The 15,948-nt window shown below is 71.2% G+C and carries 16 protein-coding genes; 12 read left to right on the top strand and 4 right to left on the bottom strand.

Annotated features, from left to right (window positions below; translation table 11 throughout):
- The first annotated feature begins 265 nt into the window (after positions 1-265).
- Positions 266-1,177 (top strand): AEC family transporter, encoded by a 912-nt coding sequence (locus ALA01S_RS00225; RefSeq protein WP_066330529.1) that lies wholly within the window; start codon positions 266-268, stop codon positions 1,175-1,177.
- Positions 1,178-1,231: 54 nt separating this feature from the next.
- Here the strand turns inward: ALA01S_RS00225 and ALA01S_RS00220 are convergent, their stop codons facing one another.
- The 4 genes from ALA01S_RS00220 to ALA01S_RS00205 form a co-directional block, all read right to left on the bottom strand.
- Positions 1,232-1,537, bottom strand: coding sequence for an antibiotic biosynthesis monooxygenase family protein (locus tag ALA01S_RS00220; RefSeq protein ID WP_066330527.1), 306 nt, complete (start codon positions 1,535-1,537; stop codon positions 1,232-1,234).
- 113 nt (positions 1,538-1,650) lie between these two features.
- Positions 1,651-2,847, bottom strand: a complete 1,197-nt coding sequence (gene pobA, locus ALA01S_RS00215; RefSeq protein WP_066330526.1) for a 4-hydroxybenzoate 3-monooxygenase — start codon at positions 2,845-2,847, stop codon at positions 1,651-1,653.
- A gap of 58 nt (positions 2,848-2,905) precedes the next feature.
- Positions 2,906-3,739, bottom strand: a complete 834-nt coding sequence (locus ALA01S_RS00210; RefSeq protein ID WP_373862969.1) for an IclR family transcriptional regulator domain-containing protein — start codon at positions 3,737-3,739, stop codon at positions 2,906-2,908.
- 307 nt (positions 3,740-4,046) lie between these two features.
- On the bottom strand, positions 4,047-5,183 hold the full coding sequence (locus ALA01S_RS00205) for a saccharopine dehydrogenase family protein (RefSeq protein WP_066330525.1): 1,137 nt from the start codon (positions 5,181-5,183) through the stop codon (positions 4,047-4,049).
- Between the two features lie 121 nt (positions 5,184-5,304).
- On the opposite strand from ALA01S_RS00205, the gene ALA01S_RS00200 reads away from it, so the two are divergent.
- From ALA01S_RS00200 to ALA01S_RS00150, 11 genes are all read left to right on the top strand, one after another.
- Positions 5,305-5,739 carry an Lrp/AsnC family transcriptional regulator gene (locus ALA01S_RS00200; RefSeq protein ID WP_066330523.1) on the top strand — a complete coding sequence of 145 codons (435 nt, stop codon included), beginning with the start codon at positions 5,305-5,307 and terminating at the stop codon, positions 5,737-5,739.
- A gap of 159 nt (positions 5,740-5,898) precedes the next feature.
- Positions 5,899-7,188: a cyclic di-GMP phosphodiesterase gene (locus tag ALA01S_RS00195; RefSeq protein WP_066330520.1), complete on the top strand. Its 1,290-nt coding sequence runs from the start codon at positions 5,899-5,901 to the stop codon at positions 7,186-7,188.
- The gene (locus ALA01S_RS00190) at positions 7,185-9,440 is read left to right on the top strand and encodes a putative bifunctional diguanylate cyclase/phosphodiesterase (RefSeq protein WP_066330519.1); all 2,256 of its coding nucleotides are present in this window, start codon (positions 7,185-7,187) and stop codon (positions 9,438-9,440) included. The genes ALA01S_RS00195 and ALA01S_RS00190 overlap by 4 nt, the downstream gene beginning before the upstream one ends.
- A 128-nt stretch (positions 9,441-9,568) precedes the next feature.
- The gene (locus ALA01S_RS00185; RefSeq protein ID WP_066330518.1) at positions 9,569-10,822 is read left to right on the top strand and encodes a class I SAM-dependent methyltransferase; all 1,254 of its coding nucleotides are present in this window, start codon (positions 9,569-9,571) and stop codon (positions 10,820-10,822) included.
- A complete protein-coding gene (locus ALA01S_RS00180; protein ID WP_066330516.1) occupies positions 10,819-11,142 on the top strand; it encodes a DUF1840 domain-containing protein in 324 nt (107 codons plus the stop codon). The genes ALA01S_RS00185 and ALA01S_RS00180 overlap by 4 nt, the downstream gene beginning before the upstream one ends.
- Positions 11,143-11,254: 112 nt before the next feature.
- Entirely contained in the window at positions 11,255-11,887 is a 633-nt protein-coding gene (locus tag ALA01S_RS00175; protein ID WP_066330514.1) for a YbhB/YbcL family Raf kinase inhibitor-like protein, read from the top strand.
- 36 nt (positions 11,888-11,923) lie between these two features.
- The gene (locus ALA01S_RS00170; RefSeq protein ID WP_066330513.1) at positions 11,924-12,559 is read left to right on the top strand and encodes a histidine phosphatase family protein; all 636 of its coding nucleotides are present in this window, start codon (positions 11,924-11,926) and stop codon (positions 12,557-12,559) included.
- Between the two features lie 169 nt (positions 12,560-12,728).
- A complete protein-coding gene (locus ALA01S_RS00165) occupies positions 12,729-13,169 on the top strand; it encodes a type IV pilin protein (protein ID WP_066330511.1) in 441 nt (146 codons plus the stop codon).
- Between the two features lie 310 nt (positions 13,170-13,479).
- Positions 13,480-14,370 (top strand): IclR family transcriptional regulator, encoded by an 891-nt coding sequence (locus ALA01S_RS00160; protein WP_066330509.1) that lies wholly within the window; start codon positions 13,480-13,482, stop codon positions 14,368-14,370.
- Positions 14,367-15,143, top strand: coding sequence for an ABC transporter ATP-binding protein (locus ALA01S_RS00155; protein ID WP_066330507.1), 777 nt, complete (start codon positions 14,367-14,369; stop codon positions 15,141-15,143). Before ALA01S_RS00160 ends, ALA01S_RS00155 begins: the two co-directional genes overlap by 4 nt.
- Positions 15,143-15,946: an ABC transporter ATP-binding protein gene (locus ALA01S_RS00150; protein ID WP_238455641.1), complete on the top strand. Its 804-nt coding sequence runs from the start codon at positions 15,143-15,145 to the stop codon at positions 15,944-15,946. Before ALA01S_RS00155 ends, ALA01S_RS00150 begins: the two co-directional genes overlap by 1 nt.
- The last annotated feature ends 2 nt before the right edge of the window (positions 15,947-15,948 follow it).

The raw sequence follows: 15,948 nt of genomic DNA, 5'->3' as shown, positions 1-15,948 counted from the left end.
CAAAGAGAAAGCCCCGCGCAGCGATGCACGGGGCTTTTTTCTTGATGCCATCGACGACACATCACTGGCGCATTGCGGCCCAAGCGCTGTCTTGCCCAAAGCACTGCTGGTGCCAGCCGGTGGGCATGGCACGCCGCTACGCAGTGACCACAGCCGCGCCGGGAAAGTCGTCGGACAACAATCGGCTTCCCGCATTTCCGCTTCCGGCGGCCCCCAGGCGTTGCGCCGGCAACGTTGCGCCCGCCCGGCTGCCGCAGTTCCCCGCATGACCCTGCTCGATGGCCTGACCCTGTACCTGCGCGTGGCCGCGCTGCTCCTGCCCGTGGTGGCCTGCGCCGCGGTGGGGTCGTACTGGGCCTGGAAGAAAAAGCCGTTCCCGGCCGAGTTCATCGCGGTGCTGGCGGCCAACTTCGCCACGCCCGCGCTGGTGTTCCACACGCTGCTGAGCACGCCGCTGTCCGGCCAGGCACTGCTGCAGGCCGGTGCGGCCACGGTGCTGGGCTTCGCCCTGGCGGCCGCCATGGCCGCCGTGGCGCTGCGCCTGCTGAAGCTGCCGGTGCTTGGGCTGCTGCCCGCGGCGGTGCTGCCCAACGCCGGCAACCTGGGCCTGCCCATGGCGCAACTGGCCTTCGGGGCGGAAGGCTTGGCCATCGCGGTGGCGGCCTTTGCCATCACCTCGGTGCTGCAGCACACGGTGGCGGTGTGGGTGCTGTCGCGCGCCTCGCCGCAGCGCACGCGCATGCCGCGCGGCATCCTGTTCGCGGTGGGTGCGGCCATGGCGCTGCGCTGGACCGGCTGGAGCCTGCCCGCCCCGGTGCTGGACAGCGCCCGCCTGGTGGGCTCCATGACGGTGCCGCTCATGCTGCTGAGCCTGGGCTATGCGCTGGTCACCGTCTCGCATGCGGGCTTGCGCCAGGGCGCGCTGGTGGGCCTGACGCGGCTGGCCGTGGGCACCGCCTCGGGACTGCTGGTGGGCGTGCTCATGGGCCTGCCGCCGCTGGCCGCCGGCGTGATGCTGCTGCAACTGGCCATGCCCGTGGCCGTGGCCAGCTACCTCTATGCCGATCGGCTCACGCCCCACGGCCCCATCGCGGCGGGCGCGGTGCTGGTCTCCACGCTGGCGCTGGTGCTGCTGTCGCCCGCGCTGCTGTGGCTGGCGGGGGCGGTGAGGGCCTAGCGGCGGCCCGGCTTCACGCCGCCCTGCGCGCTGCGCAGCGGCAGCAGCATGGCTTCAGCCCGCGCTCTTGCCCACGAACTCGAAATGTTCCACGTGCGGCGGCTGTGCGAAGAAGGGGCCGACGATGGCGCGCCAGGCGGCGAAGGCCTCGGAGCCGCGGAAGTGCACGGTGTGGTCCTCCAGCGTCTCCCAGAAGATCTGCACCACGTAGCGCTCGGCCGATTCGATGCCCTTGTTCACCTTCCAGCCGCGGCAGCCGGGAAAGGGGCCGATGACGGTGGACAGCCCGCGCTGCACCGCCTCGTCGAAGGCGGCCTGCTGGCCCGGGTGGATGCGGATATCGACCAGTTCAAGGATCACGGCGGGGTCTCCGGTAATTCAAGAGGGGAGTGAAAAACGGGCGCCCCAAATGGCGCCCGCTCTCCATTGTCGCCGTGCCGGCCTGCACAGCCGGCAGGGTTCGCGCCTGCGGCTCAAGCCTCCATGGGCAGGCCCACGTAGTTCTCGGCCAGCGCGCGCTGCGCGGCCTCGGAGCCACACAGGTAGTCCAGCTCGGCCTGCTGCACGCGGGCGCCGAACGCGCCGTTGTCGGGGAGCTTGTGCATCAGCGTGGTGAACCACCAGCTGAAGCGCTCGGCCTTCCAGATGCGGCGCAGGCAGCGCTCGGAGTAGGCGTCTATGCCCGCTTCCGAGCCCCGGTAGAACTCGGCCAGGCCGCGCGCGAGGTAGCCGACGTCGGTGGCGGCCAGGTTCAGGCCCTTGGCGCCCGTGGGCGGGACGATGTGCGCCGCGTCGCCGGCCAGGAACAGGCGGCCGAAGCGCATGGGCTCGGCCACGAAGCTGCGCAGCGGGGCGATGCTCTTCTCGATGGAGGGCCCGGTGGTGACGTTGGCCGCCACCTGCGCGGGCAGCCGGCGCTTGAGCTCGGCCCAAAAGGCGGCGTCGCTCCACTCCTCGACCTTGTCGGCCAGCGAGCACTGCACGTAGTAGCGGCTGCGTGTCTTGCTGCGCATGCTGCACAGGGCGAAGCCCGCGTCGGCGCTGGCGTAGATCAGCTCGTGCGACACCGGCGGCACGTCGGCCAGGATGCCCAGCCAGCCGAACGGGTACACCTTCTCGAAATTGGTGATGGCGCCCTCGGGGACGCTGGCGCGGCACACGCCGTGGAAACCGTCGCAGCCGGCGATGAAGTCGGCCTGCACCTCCACCGGCTGCCCGTCCGGCGCGGTGAAGCGCACGCGGGGCTGCTGCGTGTCGAAGTCGTGCACGCTGACATGGCCGGACTCATAAAAGGTTTGCAGCCCGGCAGCGGCGCGGGCATCCATGAGGTCGCGGGTGACCTCGGTCTGGCCGTAGACCATGACGCGCTTGCCGGTGAGGGCATGCAGGTCGATGCGGTGGGTGCGCTCGCCAAAAGACAGCTCGAAGCCGTCGTGCGGCAGCCCCTCGGCATGCATGCGCTCGGCCACGCCGGCCTCGTCCAGCAAGTCCACGGTGACCTGCTCCAGCACGCCCGCGCGGATGCGGCCGAGCACGTAGTCGGCGCTGCGCTGCTCGACGATGACGGCCTCCACGCCGGCCTTGTGCAGCAGCGCCCCCAGCAGCAGCCCCGAGGGGCCGGCGCCGACGATGGCGACCTGGGTGCGGAGGGTGCGGGTGGGGGTGTTCATGGCTTGTCTCCTTTTCCGTCTGGGGGCAACAACTTCACAAGGCGCGTGCGTCGCGCGCTCACAGGATCTGGCGCAGGTGCGCCTGCGCCTGGCGCAGCGGCGGCAAGGCCGCCTCCTGCAATTCGTCCATCTCCATGCGCGAGGCGTGCACGCTCACGTTGAGCGCGGCGACCGTCTCGCCCTTGAAATTCAGCAGCGGCACGGACACGGTGCGCAGCCCGGGCTCGAACTCCTGGTCCACCGCGGCGTGGCCGCGCTCGCGCACGGCGGCGATCTCGGCGGCCAGTTGCGTGGGCTCGGTGACGGTGTGCGGCGTGCGCTCGGTGAGCGCCTGTTGGGCGATCCAGGCCTGCACGGCGTCTTGCGGCCAGGCCGCCAGCAGCACGCGGCCGTTGGCCGTGCACCAGGCGGGCACGCGGGTGCCGGGCTGCAGCGTGCTGGAGATGACGCGCCCGGCGCTGGTGGCGGCCACGCACAGCACGTCGCTGCCGTCGAGCACGCCGGCCGAGGAGGCTTCCTTGAGCGCGTGCGACAGCTTCAGCAACTCCGGCTGGACGATGCGCGGCAGCCGCGCCGAGTGCATGTAGCTCTGCGACAGGCGCAGCACCTTGGCCGTGAGGGCGAAGAGATTCCTGTCCTGGCTGGCGAAGCCCAGGTGGCACAGCGTGAGCAGGTAGCGCCGCGCCGCGGCGCGCGTGAGGCCGGTGCGCGCGGCCACCTCGCTGATGGTCAGCCGCGGGCGCTCCTGGTCGAAGGCTTCGATGACCTGCAGACCCTTGTCCAGCGCACCCACCAAGTCGCGGTCGCGCGCGGGAGCGGCGTCCGACGCCCCGTCCGCATCGGCGGCGGCCATGCCGGCGGCGGCGGTTGAAAGGGAGCGGCGCTGGGCCATGCTGCGGGTCTCCGGGGGTTGCGGCGGGCTGCGTGGCCCGCCGTCATGTGCAATTCAGTACCCGGAATGTAGAGAGTGGCCGCCGCGCTGTCGCGGGGCTGCAGGCGGATTTGTGCGCAATGCGCACATGCCTTAAATCAAGTCGTAGGCCATATGGCGCCTGCTGGTAGGCCAGGGATGGGCGCCTGCGAGCGCCTGCAACGGGGCGAGATGGCCTGTGGATGCCAAGGCAATGACCTTGGGCACTTTCAAGCGCCAATTGAAGATGGCCGCGGCTGGCCGGGGTGTGGATGCCGCGGCCACGGGCTCACGCCGCCAGCGGCAGGGGCGAGGGCGTCTGCGGCGCCTCGCCGCCGTCGGCCGCCGGGTCGGCGTAAACCAGGCCGAAGCGGTTGCCCAGGAAGTCGGCCAGCGCGATCTGTTCCTGGCGGATGAAACCCTGCTGCGGCAGCCGGCCCTGGGCCAGCAGGTCCAGCACGGCGCAGGCACTGCCGGCGGTGGTGATCTGGATGGCGCTGCGCGGCTCGCGGCCGGCCCAACGGCCCAGCACGCGGCGCGAGAGGCTGTGCTGCGTCAGCCGCCCGTCGCACCAGCCGGTGGCGGTGACGAAGATGACGACCACGTCCTGCTGCGTGGCGGGGATGGCGTGCTCGAAGATGTCCTTGAGCAGGGCGGGGCGCTCGCGCAGGCGCAGGTCGTTGAGCAGGGCCTTCATGAGCTGGCCGTGGCCGGGGTAGCGGATGCTGCGGTAGTTGAGCTCGCGCACGCGGCCTTCCCAGGTGTCGCACAGCGTCCCCAGCCCGCCGGAGGTGTTGAACGCCTCGTAGCGCGTGCCTTCCAGGCTGAACTGCTCCAGCCCCTCCAGCGCCGCCACCTCGGCGCGGCGGCCGTCCACGATGGCCTCGCAGGGCTGGATGTACTCGTTGATCAGCCCCTCGGTGCTCCAGGTCAGGTTGTAGTCCAGGGCGTTGCTGGGGTAGAGCGGAAGCGCCCCCACGCGCAGCTTCAGGGTTTGCAGTTGCTCGAAGCGCCCGGCCAGGTCGGCCGCGGCGATGGAAACGAAGCCCGGGGCCAGGCCGCATTGGGGAATGAAGGCGGTGGCGGCGTCCTGCGCCAGCGCCTTGATGCGGCGCGTGGCGGCCACGTCCTCGGTGAGGTCCAGGTAGTGCACGCCCGCGGCGCGCGCGGCCTCGGCCACGGTGGCGGCGCAGTCGAAGGGAAAGGCGTTGAGCACCGCGAAGCGGCCCTGCAGCGCCGCGGCCAGCGCGGCGGGGTCGGCGGCGTCCAGCTGCAGCGTGTGCCGGCGCAGCGAGGGCGGGCCGAAGTCCTGCAGCGCACCGGCGTGGCGGTCGGCCAGCGTCACCACGTAGTCGCCGGAGTCGGCCAGCAGTTGCGCCATCACCCGGCCGATGCGGCCGGCGCCCAGAACCAGAACGTCCTTCATCGCGCGTCCTCCTGGAAGGGAAATTTGTGCAGCCATCGTGGCGCGCCCTGCCGCAGAACGCAGCCCCCGGCACGACGAAGCGTCGTCGCCATTTCGGCGCTTTGCCGAGCACAATCGGCGCATGGCCGACATCGACGACGTGGACCACGCCCTGCTGGCGCTGCTGCGCGAGAACGCCCGCGCCAGCACCGCCGAGCTCGGACGCAAGCTCGGCCTGTCGCGCACCACGGTGCAAAGCCGCCTGCAGCGCCTGGAGCGCCGCCGCGTGGTGGCCGGCTACACGGTGGTGGTGGACGAGGAGGCCGAAAGCGCCCTGGTGCGCGCGCACGTGTTCATCACCGCCGCGCCCAAGCAGGGCGGCGCCATAGAGGCGGCGCTGCGCCGCGTGCCGCAGGTGCGGCTGCTGCATTCGGTGAGCGGCCCCTTCGACTTCATCGCCGTGCTGGCGGCGGCGTCCATAGGCGAGCTCGACGCGCTCATCGACCGCATAGGCGCGCTCGACGGCGTGGAGCGCACCACCTCGGCCATCGTCCTGTCCACCCGCATACAGCGCTGACGCGGCGCTCAGGCGGTGGCGTCTGCCGGGTTCGCGCGCGGTGTTTTTCTTGACCCGACTCAAGTCTGCTGAAGTAGTGCCGACATAGAACGATGCAGCTCCAGGTGTCCCGTGGGTTTTCACGGGGCCTTGGCGGTCTTTTGGCAGTCCGTTTTCCCGATGTCGCTTCCCGAAACCATTGACGTGCGCGACCTGCGGCTGGGCATGTTCGTCCAGCTCGACCTGAGCTGGATCGCCCATCCCTTCCCGCTGAGCAGCTTCGTCATCAGCAGCGAGGCGCAGATCGCCACCATCCGCGGCCTGGGCCTGCGCCGCGTGCGCTGGGATCCCAGCCGCAGCGAGCTTTCGCCCGCCGCCGCTTCCGCGCCCGCGCCGGTGGCCGCCGCCGCGCCGGCGCCCACCGTGGCGCCGGTGGCGGAAGAGCCGGCCGAGGCCGCTCGGCGCCAGCGCCGCCAGGCCGTGGCCGCGCAGCGCTCGGCGCAACTGCAGTGCGAGCGCTGCTACGCCGAAGCCATACGTGGCTGGCGCGACGCCAGCGAGCTGCTGCGCGGCGGCGACGCCGACGCCGCGCGGCGCCACACCGAGAACCTCACCGGCGAGCTGCTGCGGCAGATGCTCTCCGACCCCGAGAGCTGCATACGGCTGCTCACCGAGGGCGCGGGTGACCGTGCCTCGGCCCACGCGCTCAACGTCACCGTGCTGTCGCTGCTGCTTGGGCGGCTGCTCAACCTGAATGAGGCTGCGCTGCTCTCGCTGGGCCAGGGCGCGCTGCTGCACGACATCGGCAAGATCGACTTGCCCGACCGCGTGCGCTGCGTGCAGGAGCACTTCACCGCGGCAGAGACCAAGCTGTACCGCGAGCACGTCAGCTTGGGCGTGGTGCACGGGCGCCGCATGGCGCTGGACCCGGGGGCGCTGCTGGTGATTGCCCAGCACCACGAGTTCGCCGACGGCAGCGGCTTCCCGCAGCGGCTGGAGCTTGCCAAGCTCAGCCAGGCCGCGCGCATCGTCGCCCTGGCCAACCGCTACGACAACCTTTGCAACCCGCCGCTGGCGGCCATGGCGCTCACGCCGCACGAGGCGCTGTCGCTGCTGTTCGCCCAGGGGCAGACCCGTTTCGACGCAAAACTGTTGGGCGCCTTCGTCCGCATGATGGGCGTGTACCCGCCGGGCTCGGTGGTGCAGCTCACCGACGAGCGCTACGCGCTGGTGGCCAGCGTCAATGCCGGGCGCCCGCTCAAGCCGCGCGTGCTGGTGCACGACCCGCGCGTGCCGCGCGAGGAGGCGCTGGTGCTGGACCTGGAGCGCGAGCCCGGGCTGGGCATACGCCGCAGCCTCAAGCCCGCGCAACTGCCGCGCGAGGCGCAGCAATACCTTTCGCCCAACCAGCGCGTGGCCTATTTCTTCGACGCCGGCCCGGCGCCCCTGGTGCAGGAGCGCGTCGCATGAGTGCGCCGCGCCCGGTGCCGCCCAACTGCGCGCCGGGCGTGGAGCTTGCCGTCCACGACGTGGCCGCCGCCGTGGCCAAGCCCGCCCAGTGGCCGGCGGCGGCTCCCGCGCCGTCCGCCCTCGCGGCGGGCAGCGCCGCTGCGGCCGCGGCTCCGGCGGAGGGCGGGCCGCCGCCGCAGGCCCTGGCGGCCTGGGGGGCGCTGATCGAAAACCTCAACGAGGCCGTGTGGCTGGTGCACGCCGGCACGCTTTGCGTGTGCGCCGTCAATGAGGCGGCGCTGCGGCTGCTGGCGCTGCCGCGCGAGCGCGTGTTGGGTGCGGGCGCGGACACGCTGCTGCCCACGCCGGAGGACTTCGCCTTTTGGGCCGAGGCCGCTGCCGTGGCCTGCGAGGGCGGTGCCGAGGCCGTGGCCGAGCTGTGCTCGCAGGCCCTGTTGCAGCGCGGCGACGGCGCCACGCTCTACCTCACGCGGCGCATACGGCCGCTGCCGCCGGGGCTGTTCATGGTGGCGCTGCAGGACCACAGCGCGCAGCGCCTGGCCGAGCAGGAGCGCGAGCAGTTGCTGGCGCAGTTGCGCGCCACGCTGGAGGCCACGGCCGACGGCATCCTCGTCACCGACTTGGCCGGCCACATCCGCAGCTTCAACCGCCACTTCGCGCAGATTTGGGCGCTGCCGCAGGCGCTGCTGCAGGAGGGCAACGACGCGGCCGTCTACGACTGGATGCGCCGCAGCGTCGCCGACCCCGTGCGCTACCAGCAGCGGCTGGACGCGCTGCGCGAGGCCGTGCTCATGCAGGCCAGCGACCGGCTGCGGCTGCGCTCGGGGCAGGTGGTGGAGCGCGTGACGCAGCCGCAGTGGGTCGGAGGCCGGCCGGTTGGGCAGGTGTTTTCCTTTCGCGACCTGAGCGAGCGCATCGCCGCCGACCAGCGCATCGAGCACCTCAGCAGCACGGACCCGCTCACCGGGCTGGCCAACCGCGCGCAGTTCGGCGACCGGGTCACGCGCGCCGTGGCCGACATGCCCCCGGGCGGCGAGAGCTTCGCGGTGCTGGTGCTGGACCTGGACCATTTCAAGCACGTCAACGACAGCTTGGGCCACCACGGCGGTGACCATGTGCTGTGCGAGATGCGCTCGCGGCTGCAGCACTGCGTGCGCGAGGGCGACGTGGTGGCGCGCTTAGGGGGCGACCAGTTCGCGCTGCTGGCGCGCGCCAGCGACGCGCGCGCTGCCGAGCTCACCGCCTGCCGCGTGCTGGAAACCGTGGCACGGCCGCTCACGCTGGAGGGCTCGGAGTTCACCCTCACCTGCAGCATAGGCATCGCCGTGCATCCGGTGGACGGCATCAGCGCCGACGAGCTGCTGCGCCACGCCGAGACTGCCATGCAGCGCGCCAAGGCCGGCGGCCGCGCCGGCTACCGGCTGCACCACCCGCTGCACCAGCCGCTGGACGCGCGCGCGCGCATCCGGCTGGACCACGCCATGCGGCTGGCGCTGGCGAGCAAGCGCTTTCGCCTCACCTACCAGCCGCAGCACGACCTGGACAGCGGCCGCCTGGTGGGCGTGGAGGCGCTCATACGCTGGCACGACCCCGGGCGCGGCGGCGACATCCCGCCCGCGGAGTTCATCCCCGTGGCCGAGGCCAGCGGCTTCATCGTTGCCATAGGCGAGTGGGTGCTCACGCAGGCCGTGGGCCAGGCCTCGCGCTGGCTGCAGCAGGGCTGGCCGCTGCCGGTGGCGGTCAACGTCTCGGCGCTGCAGTTCCAGCAGCCCTACTTCGTGGACCAGGTGCAGGCGGTGCTGGAGGCGGCGTCGCTGCCGCCGCACCTGCTGGAGCTGGAGCTCACCGAGAGCCTGCTGCTGCACGACGCGGAGGAGACGCTGTCCCGGCTGCAGGCGCTGGCGCAGTTGGGCGTGCGGCTGGCGGTGGACGACTTCGGCACCGGCTACTCCAGCCTGGCCTACCTCAAGCGCTTTCCCATCAACAAGCTCAAGATCGACCGCGGCTTCGTCCGCGGGCTGCCCGGCGACGAGAGCGACGCGGCCATCGTCCGTGCCATCGTCCAGATGGCGCAGGCGCTGGAGCTGCGCGTCATCGCCGAGGGCGTGGAAACCGAGGCGCAGCGCGAGTTTCTGTCGCGCGTAGGCTGCCCCGAAGGCCAGGGCTACCTTTGGGCCCCGGCGCTGGAGGCCGAGGTGCTGGAGCAGCACCAGCGCTCGCAGCCGCTGCCGCCGGCGCCCGCGCCGGCCTGAAGGCACGACCGGGGCGGCATGGGGAGCAAGGCTATCCCCCGCACGGGTGAGGGTGGCGGGCACGCCAATTGCGACGGCGCGGCCGTGCCTACAGGATGGGGCTCGTTGTCCGCCGCCCCCCGTGTGCCATGCCAACGCTGGAAGCCCTGGTCGAACGCAAGATTGCCGCCCTGCAGCCGCCGTTGGCGGTGACGCTGCCCGGCGGGCGGCGGCTGGGCCCGCTGCCGGCGGCCGTCACGCTGGTGCTGCAGGACCTGCGCGCGCTGGTGCACCTGGCCACGGGCCAGATAGGCCGCGTGGCGGAGGACTACGTGGAGCACCGCCTGGACATAGGCGGCGCGCCGCGCGACGTGATGCGGCTGGCCGTGCAGCTCATCGCCGCCGATCCCACGGGCGAGCAAAGGCGCTCGCCGCTGGCGGCCTGGCGCGAGCTGCTGGGCGCGGGCCGCGCCCTGGCGCGCCACACGCCCGCGGCCGACGCGCAGCAGGTGCAGTTCCACTACGACGTCTCGGATGACTTCTACGCGCTGTGGCTGGATGAGCGGCGCATCTACTCCTGCGCCTATTTCCGCGACGCCGGCATGACGCTGGCGCAGGCGCAGGAGGCCAAGCTCGACCACATCTGCCGCAAGCTCATGCTGCGCGAGGGCGAGCGCTTCCTGGACATAGGTGCGGGCTGGGGCGGCCTGCTGCTGTGGGCGGCCGAGCACTACGGGGTGCGGGGGCACGGCATCACGCTGTCCAGGAACCAGCACGCGCACGTCAACCGGCTCATCGAGGAGCGCGGCCTGCGCGGGCGTGTGCGCATGGAGCTGCTGGACTACCGCGCGCTGCCGGAGGACGCGCCCTTCGACAAGATCGCCTCCGTGGGCATGTTCGAGCACGTGGGCCGCGCCAACCTGCCCGTGTACTTCGCCAAGATCCGCCGCCTGCTCAAGCCCGGCGGGCTGTTGATGAACCACGGCATCACCGCCGGTGGCACGCGCAACCGGCAGTTGGGCGCGGGCATAGGCGACTTCATAGACCGCTACATCTTTCCCGGCGGCGAGCTGCTGCACGTCTCGCACGTGCTGCGCGAGATGGCCGGCGCGGGGCTGGAGATGCTGGACACCGAGAACCTGCGCCCGCACTACGCGCGCACGCTGTGGGCGTGGTCGGACGCGCTGGAGTCGCGGCTGGAAGAGGCCCGCGCGCTGGCCGGCGAGCGCGTGCTGCGCGCCTACCGGCTGTACCTGGCCGGCAGCGCCGCGAGCTTCGAGCAGGGTTGGCTGTCGCTGCACCAGATGCTGGCCAGCGCCCCCAGCGGCGACGTCGGCCAGGGCCCCATGCGCGGCGCACAATCAAGCTATCCCTTCAACCGCGACTACATGGCCAAGCGATGATCTACAAGTTCAAGTCCAAGGCGACGGGCGACGTGGTGATGTTGGGCGTCAACGGCGACCAGCTGCTGCGCATCATGGGCCGCGAGCCCGCGGCGCAGGGCATCTTCGAAGTGGACGACATGCCCCGGCTGCGCCAGTTGCTGGAGCAGGCCGTGGCGGCCGAGGAGGCCGCCCGCGCCCAAGCCGAGGCCGAAGCCGCCGCCGAGGGCAAGCAACTGCCGCCGCGCGACGGCGTGGGGCTGCGCCAGCGCGTGTGGCCGCTGGTGGAGATGATGAAGCGCGCCCAAGCGGCGGGCTATCCGATCGTCTGGGGCGTCTGAGCCCGCCGCCTGCCGGGCTGGGCCCGCGGCCTTTCAGTGCGGACGCGCTCGCCCGGCGCGCCGTGGCGCCCGTTTCCCCTGCCACCTCAACACAAAGACCGAGGAGAGCGTCATGAAACTCTGGAGCGAGAGCTGGGCCGACGGTGCGCCCATCCCCGAGCGCTTTGCCGCCGGGCGCATTGACGGCGAGGGCGTGGGCTTCGCCCCCAACCTCAACCCGCACCTGGCCTGGAGCGGCGTGCCCGCCGGGACCTGTTCGCTGGCGCTGATTTGCCACGACCCGGACGTGCCCAGCCGAGGCGACGACGTCAACCAGCCTGACCGCGAAGTCCCCGCCGACCTGCCGCGCGTGGACTTCTTCCACTGGGTGCTGGTGGACCTGCCGCCCACGCTCACCGCCATCGGCGAGGGCCAGTTCAGTCAGGGTTTCACGGCGCGCGGCAAGCCGGGGCCGGCAGCGCCGCACGGTGCGCGCCAGGGCGTCAACGACTACACCGGCTGGTTCGCCGGCGACGCGCCAATGGCCGGCAGCTACTTCGGGTATGACGGGCCTTTCCCGCCCTTCAACGACACGCTGGTGCACCATTACGTGTTCACCCTTTACGCGCTGTCGGTGCCGCGCCTGGCGGTGGAGGGTGCGTTCACGGGTGCCGAAGCCCGCGCGGCGCTGGCCGGCCAGGTGCTGGCCGAGGCCCGCTTCAGCGGCACTTACACGCTCAACCGCAGGCTGCTGGCGCAGTCCTGACGCCCCGCGCGCCGCGGCCGCTGCAAAGGAAGTCCCCTGGAACCCACCCGCATCATTGCCATCCGCCACGGTGAAACCGACTGGAACGCCGACACGCGCATCCAGGGCCACACCGACATCCCGCTCAATGCCAACGGCCGCTGGCAGGCGCAGTGCCTGACGCAGGCGCTGGCCGAGGAGCCGCTGCACGCCGTCTATGCCAGCGACTTGGGCCGTGCCGTCGAAACGGCCCAGGGCTTCGCCCAAGCCGCGGGCCTGCCGGTGCAGCGCGAGCCGGGACTGCGCGAGCGGCGTTTCGGCTGCTTCGAAGGCCTGCGCTTCGACGAGATCGAGCAGCGTTGGCCCGAGAGCAGCCTGCGCTGGCGGCACCGCGACCCCGAGTTCGGCCCCGAGGGTGGCGAGACGCTGCGGGAGTTCTACGAGCGCTGCGTGAACACGGCCATGGAACTGGCGTCGCGCCACGCAGGCCAGTCCATCGCGCTGGTGGCCCATGGCGGCGTGCTGGACTGCCTTTACCGCGCTGCCACGCGGCTGGATCTGCAGGCCCCGCGCACTTGGCACATCGGCAACGCCACCGTCAACCGGCTGCTGCACACCCCCCAGGGCTTTACTTTGGTGGGCTGGAGCGATGACGCGCACCTGGCCCGGCCGGCGCTGGACGAGACGGCCTGATCCCCAAAGGCGCTGCGCATTCGTGGTGCGCGGCGCCTGAACCCTTCGCTTCCTTCAAGCCGCCATGCCTCGGCGCGGCGGCCTCATGCGTGCTTTTCCTGCCGCATGCCTGCGGGGGCCGCACCATGGCGGCTCACCACGCCGCTGCCGTGCTGTCCACACTGGAGCGATGGCGCAAGCAAATGTTTCTTCCCGCAGGGCCGGTACGGGCTTCACGCTGGTGGAAGCGGTGGTGGCCCTGGCCATCGCCGCCGTGTTGGCGGCCGTGGCCTATCCCTCCTACATGGCGCAACTGCGAAAGAGCCGGCGCACCGATGCGGTGGTCGCGCTGATGCAGGTGGAGCAGGCACAGGAGCGCTGGCGCGGCAGCCACCGCGCTTATGCCGGCGACTTGGCCACGGCGCCACCGCTGGGCCTGGGCCTGCGCACCCTGAGCACTGACGGCTACTACGCGCTGGCGCTGGCCGATGCCGGCGCGGCGGGCTACGTGGTCACGGCCACTGCCGTAGCCGGCCGCAGCCAGGCCGCCGACGGTACCTGCACCGCCTTGGCCGTGATGGTGAACCGAGGCAACGTGCAGCGCACGCCACCGGCCTGCTGGAGCCGCTGAGCCCGGTCGCGGCGCGGCCCAAGTGCTTGCAGCTCCTGAGTGTTCTGGACGGCTTCGCCGCACGCGGATCGCGGGTGGGCATCGCTCCCCTGGGGGAGGGGGCTTCCCTCTTCAGGTTGATTCCCTCCAAAACCGCTTTCTGGCCGGTCCCGGGGAAATATCTCTGCGCATCGAAATGTTGCCTTTGATGCAACTTGGATGACAGGGTTAGCCCCCACAGGACATTCCCTCGGTTTGGCCTCGGCAGTAATGACAGGCTTGCGGCAAGTGCCGACGATCCGGTTCCGTCTATTGAATCCCATTCAGCAGATTGAACAACCCAGCCGTCATCGCCTCTCGTGCACGCCGCTCTGCCGGACAGCCTGCGGCGGCCCCGCAAGGTGAGAACGCCCCGGCGCAGCCTTCGCTGGTGCCGGCCGTGGCGCGGGCGCTGACGCTGCTGGAGCGCATCGCGCAGGCGCGCACGCCGCTGACGCTGGCACGCCTGGCCACGGAGTTGGGCTATCCCAAGAGCAGCGTGCATGGCCTTTGCAACACGCTGGTGAGCTTCGGCTACCTGCGCCGTCAAGCCGATGGGAGCTTCATCCTGGGTGCGCGCGTGATGCGGCTGGCTGAAGCTTTCGTGTCGTGCACGCAGGTGACGGACGAGTTCAACGCGCTGTGGAAGACCACGGCCGGCGGTGCGCATGACGAAACCATCATCCTGTCCGTGCTCAATGGCGCCGAGGTGGTGTACGTGGCCGCGCGGCCGGGCCGGCGCCCGCTGGGCTTGGCCTTCACGGTGGGCATGCGCTTGCCCGCGCACCTGGCTGCTACGGGCAAGGCCATGCTGGCGCACCAGAGCCCGGAGCGGCTGGGGCACCTGTTTCCTACCGACCCGCTGCCCAGCATGGCGAGCAAGGGGCCGCTCACGCGCGCAGCACTCAGGCGTGAGCTGCGCGCCACGCGTGAGCGCGGCTACAGCATCGACGACGAGGGCGTGCGCGAGGGCGTTTATTGCATGGGTGCGCCGGTGTTCGACGCCGCGGGCCAGGCCGTGGCCGGCGTGGGCGTGTGCATCAACAAAAGCATGCTCGGCACCGACGGCGGCGCGCGGCACCTGGAGGTGGTGCTGGGCACGGCGCGCGAGCTCACGCAGCGGCTGGGCGGCTCGGTGCCGCAGGCCTCCCGGGACAACGTCAAGCAAGGAGGCGGCGCATGAGCGGCGACCACATCCTGGAAACCCAGGATCTCACCCGCGAGTTCAAGGGCTTCGTCGCGGTCAACAAGGTCAACCTGCGCGTGCGGCGCGGGACCATTCACGCGCTGATCGGACCCAACGGCGCGGGCAAGACCACCTGCTTCAACCTGCTCACCAAGTTCCTGCAGCCCACCTCCGGGCGCATCGTCTTCGAGGGGCAGGACATCACGCGTGAGGCACCGGCGCAGATAGCGCGCCGTGGCGTCATCCGCTCCTTCCAGATATCGGCCGTGTTTCCGCACCTGACGGTGCTGGAGAACGTGCGGGTGGCGCTGCAGCGCAAGCACCTGGGGGCGTCGTTTCAGTTCTGGCGCTCCGAGCGCAAGCTCAGTGTGCTCAATGAGCGCGCGATGGAGTTGCTGCATGCGGTGGACCTGCCGCGCTACGCCGATCTGCCGGCGGTGGAGCTGAGCTACGGTCGCAAACGCTCGCTGGAAATCGCCACGACGCTGGCCATGGAGCCGCGGCTGATGCTGCTGGACGAGCCCACGCAGGGCATGGGCATAGAGGATGTGGACCGCATCCGCCAGCTCATCAAGAAGGTGGCCGCGGACCGCACCGTGCTGATGGTGGAGCACAACATGAGCGTGGTGTCGAGCATCGCCGACACCATCACGGTGCTGCAGCGCGGCGCCGTGCTCGCGGAAGGTCCTTACGCGCAGGTGTCGGCCAACCCGGCGGTGGTGGAGGCCTACATGGGCAGCGCCAACGTCGAACTGCAGGGAGCACACTGATGCAACGCACGCAAACCGGTGGCGTGGCCACGCCCATGCCGCCCGTTGGGCTGCAACCCGCCAACACGGCACCCGCCGTGGCCCCGGCTGCCGGGGCCGCGCGCCGGCGTCTGCTGGAGGTGCGCGACCTGCACGCCTGGTACGGCGAATCGCACGTGCTGCACGGGGTGAGCTTCACGGTGGAGGAGGGCGAGGTGGTGACGCTGCTGGGCCGCAACGGCGCCGGGCGCACCACGACACTGCGCGCCATCATGGGTCTCACGGGCAGCCGCAAGGGCTCCATCAAGGTCCACGGCGAGGAGAGCGTCTCGTTGCCCACGCACCGCATCGCGCGGCTGGGCGTGGGTTACTGCCCGGAGGAGCGCGGCATCTTCTCCAGCCTCTCCACGCAGGAGAACCTGATGCTGCCGCCCGTGCTGACCCAGGGCGGCATGAGCGTGGAGCAGATCTACGCGATGTTCCCAAACCTGCGCGAGCGCGCCTCCAGCCAGGGCACGCGGCTGTCCGGCGGCGAGCAGCAGATGCTGGCGGTGGCGCGCATCCTGCGCACCGGCGCGCGGCTGCTGCTGCTGGACGAGATTTCCGAGGGCCTGGCGCCGGTGATCGTCCAGAAGCTCGCGGAGATGGTGATGACGCTGCGGCGCCAGGGCTACACCATCGTGATGGTGGAGCAAAACTTTCGCTTCGCCGCGCCGCTGGCGGACCGCTTCCTCGTCATGGAGCACGGCCGCGTGATCGAGGAATTCACCCAGGATCAACTGCCGCAGCACAGCCAGAAGCTGCGCGAGTACCTGGGCGTGTGACG

This window comes from Azohydromonas lata NBRC 102462 (genome assembly GCF_001571085.1).
Taxonomy (GTDB): domain Bacteria; phylum Pseudomonadota; class Gammaproteobacteria; order Burkholderiales; family Burkholderiaceae_C; genus Azohydromonas; species Azohydromonas lata.
The sequence above is the reverse complement of the archived record's forward strand: the minus strand, read 5'-3'. Positions and strand labels throughout refer to the sequence as shown.

Excerpts from the sequence above, each read along its gene's own strand:
- ALA01S_RS00225 (WP_066330529.1), top strand. The coding sequence starts at position 266 with ATGACCCTGCTCGATGGCCTGACCCTGTACCTGCGCGTGGCCGCGCTG.
- pobA (WP_066330526.1), bottom strand. The coding sequence starts at position 2,847 with ATGAACACCCCCACCCGCACCCTCCGCACCCAGGTCGCCATCGTCGGC.
- ALA01S_RS00210 (WP_373862969.1), bottom strand. The coding sequence starts at position 3,739 with ATGGCCCAGCGCCGCTCCCTTTCAACCGCCGCCGCCGGCATGGCCGCC.
- ALA01S_RS00205 (WP_066330525.1), bottom strand. The coding sequence starts at position 5,183 with ATGAAGGACGTTCTGGTTCTGGGCGCCGGCCGCATCGGCCGGGTGATG.
- ALA01S_RS00200 (WP_066330523.1), top strand. The coding sequence starts at position 5,305 with ATGGCCGACATCGACGACGTGGACCACGCCCTGCTGGCGCTGCTGCGC.
- ALA01S_RS00195 (WP_066330520.1), top strand. The coding sequence starts at position 5,899 with ATGTCGCTTCCCGAAACCATTGACGTGCGCGACCTGCGGCTGGGCATG.
- ALA01S_RS00190 (WP_066330519.1), top strand. The coding sequence starts at position 7,185 with ATGAGTGCGCCGCGCCCGGTGCCGCCCAACTGCGCGCCGGGCGTGGAG.
- ALA01S_RS00185 (WP_066330518.1), top strand. The coding sequence starts at position 9,569 with ATGCCAACGCTGGAAGCCCTGGTCGAACGCAAGATTGCCGCCCTGCAG.
- ALA01S_RS00180 (WP_066330516.1), top strand. The coding sequence starts at position 10,819 with ATGATCTACAAGTTCAAGTCCAAGGCGACGGGCGACGTGGTGATGTTG.
- ALA01S_RS00175 (WP_066330514.1), top strand. The coding sequence starts at position 11,255 with ATGAAACTCTGGAGCGAGAGCTGGGCCGACGGTGCGCCCATCCCCGAG.
- ALA01S_RS00165 (WP_066330511.1), top strand. The coding sequence starts at position 12,729 with ATGGCGCAAGCAAATGTTTCTTCCCGCAGGGCCGGTACGGGCTTCACG.
- ALA01S_RS00155 (WP_066330507.1), top strand. The coding sequence starts at position 14,367 with ATGAGCGGCGACCACATCCTGGAAACCCAGGATCTCACCCGCGAGTTC.
- ALA01S_RS00150 (WP_238455641.1), top strand. The coding sequence starts at position 15,143 with ATGCAACGCACGCAAACCGGTGGCGTGGCCACGCCCATGCCGCCCGTT.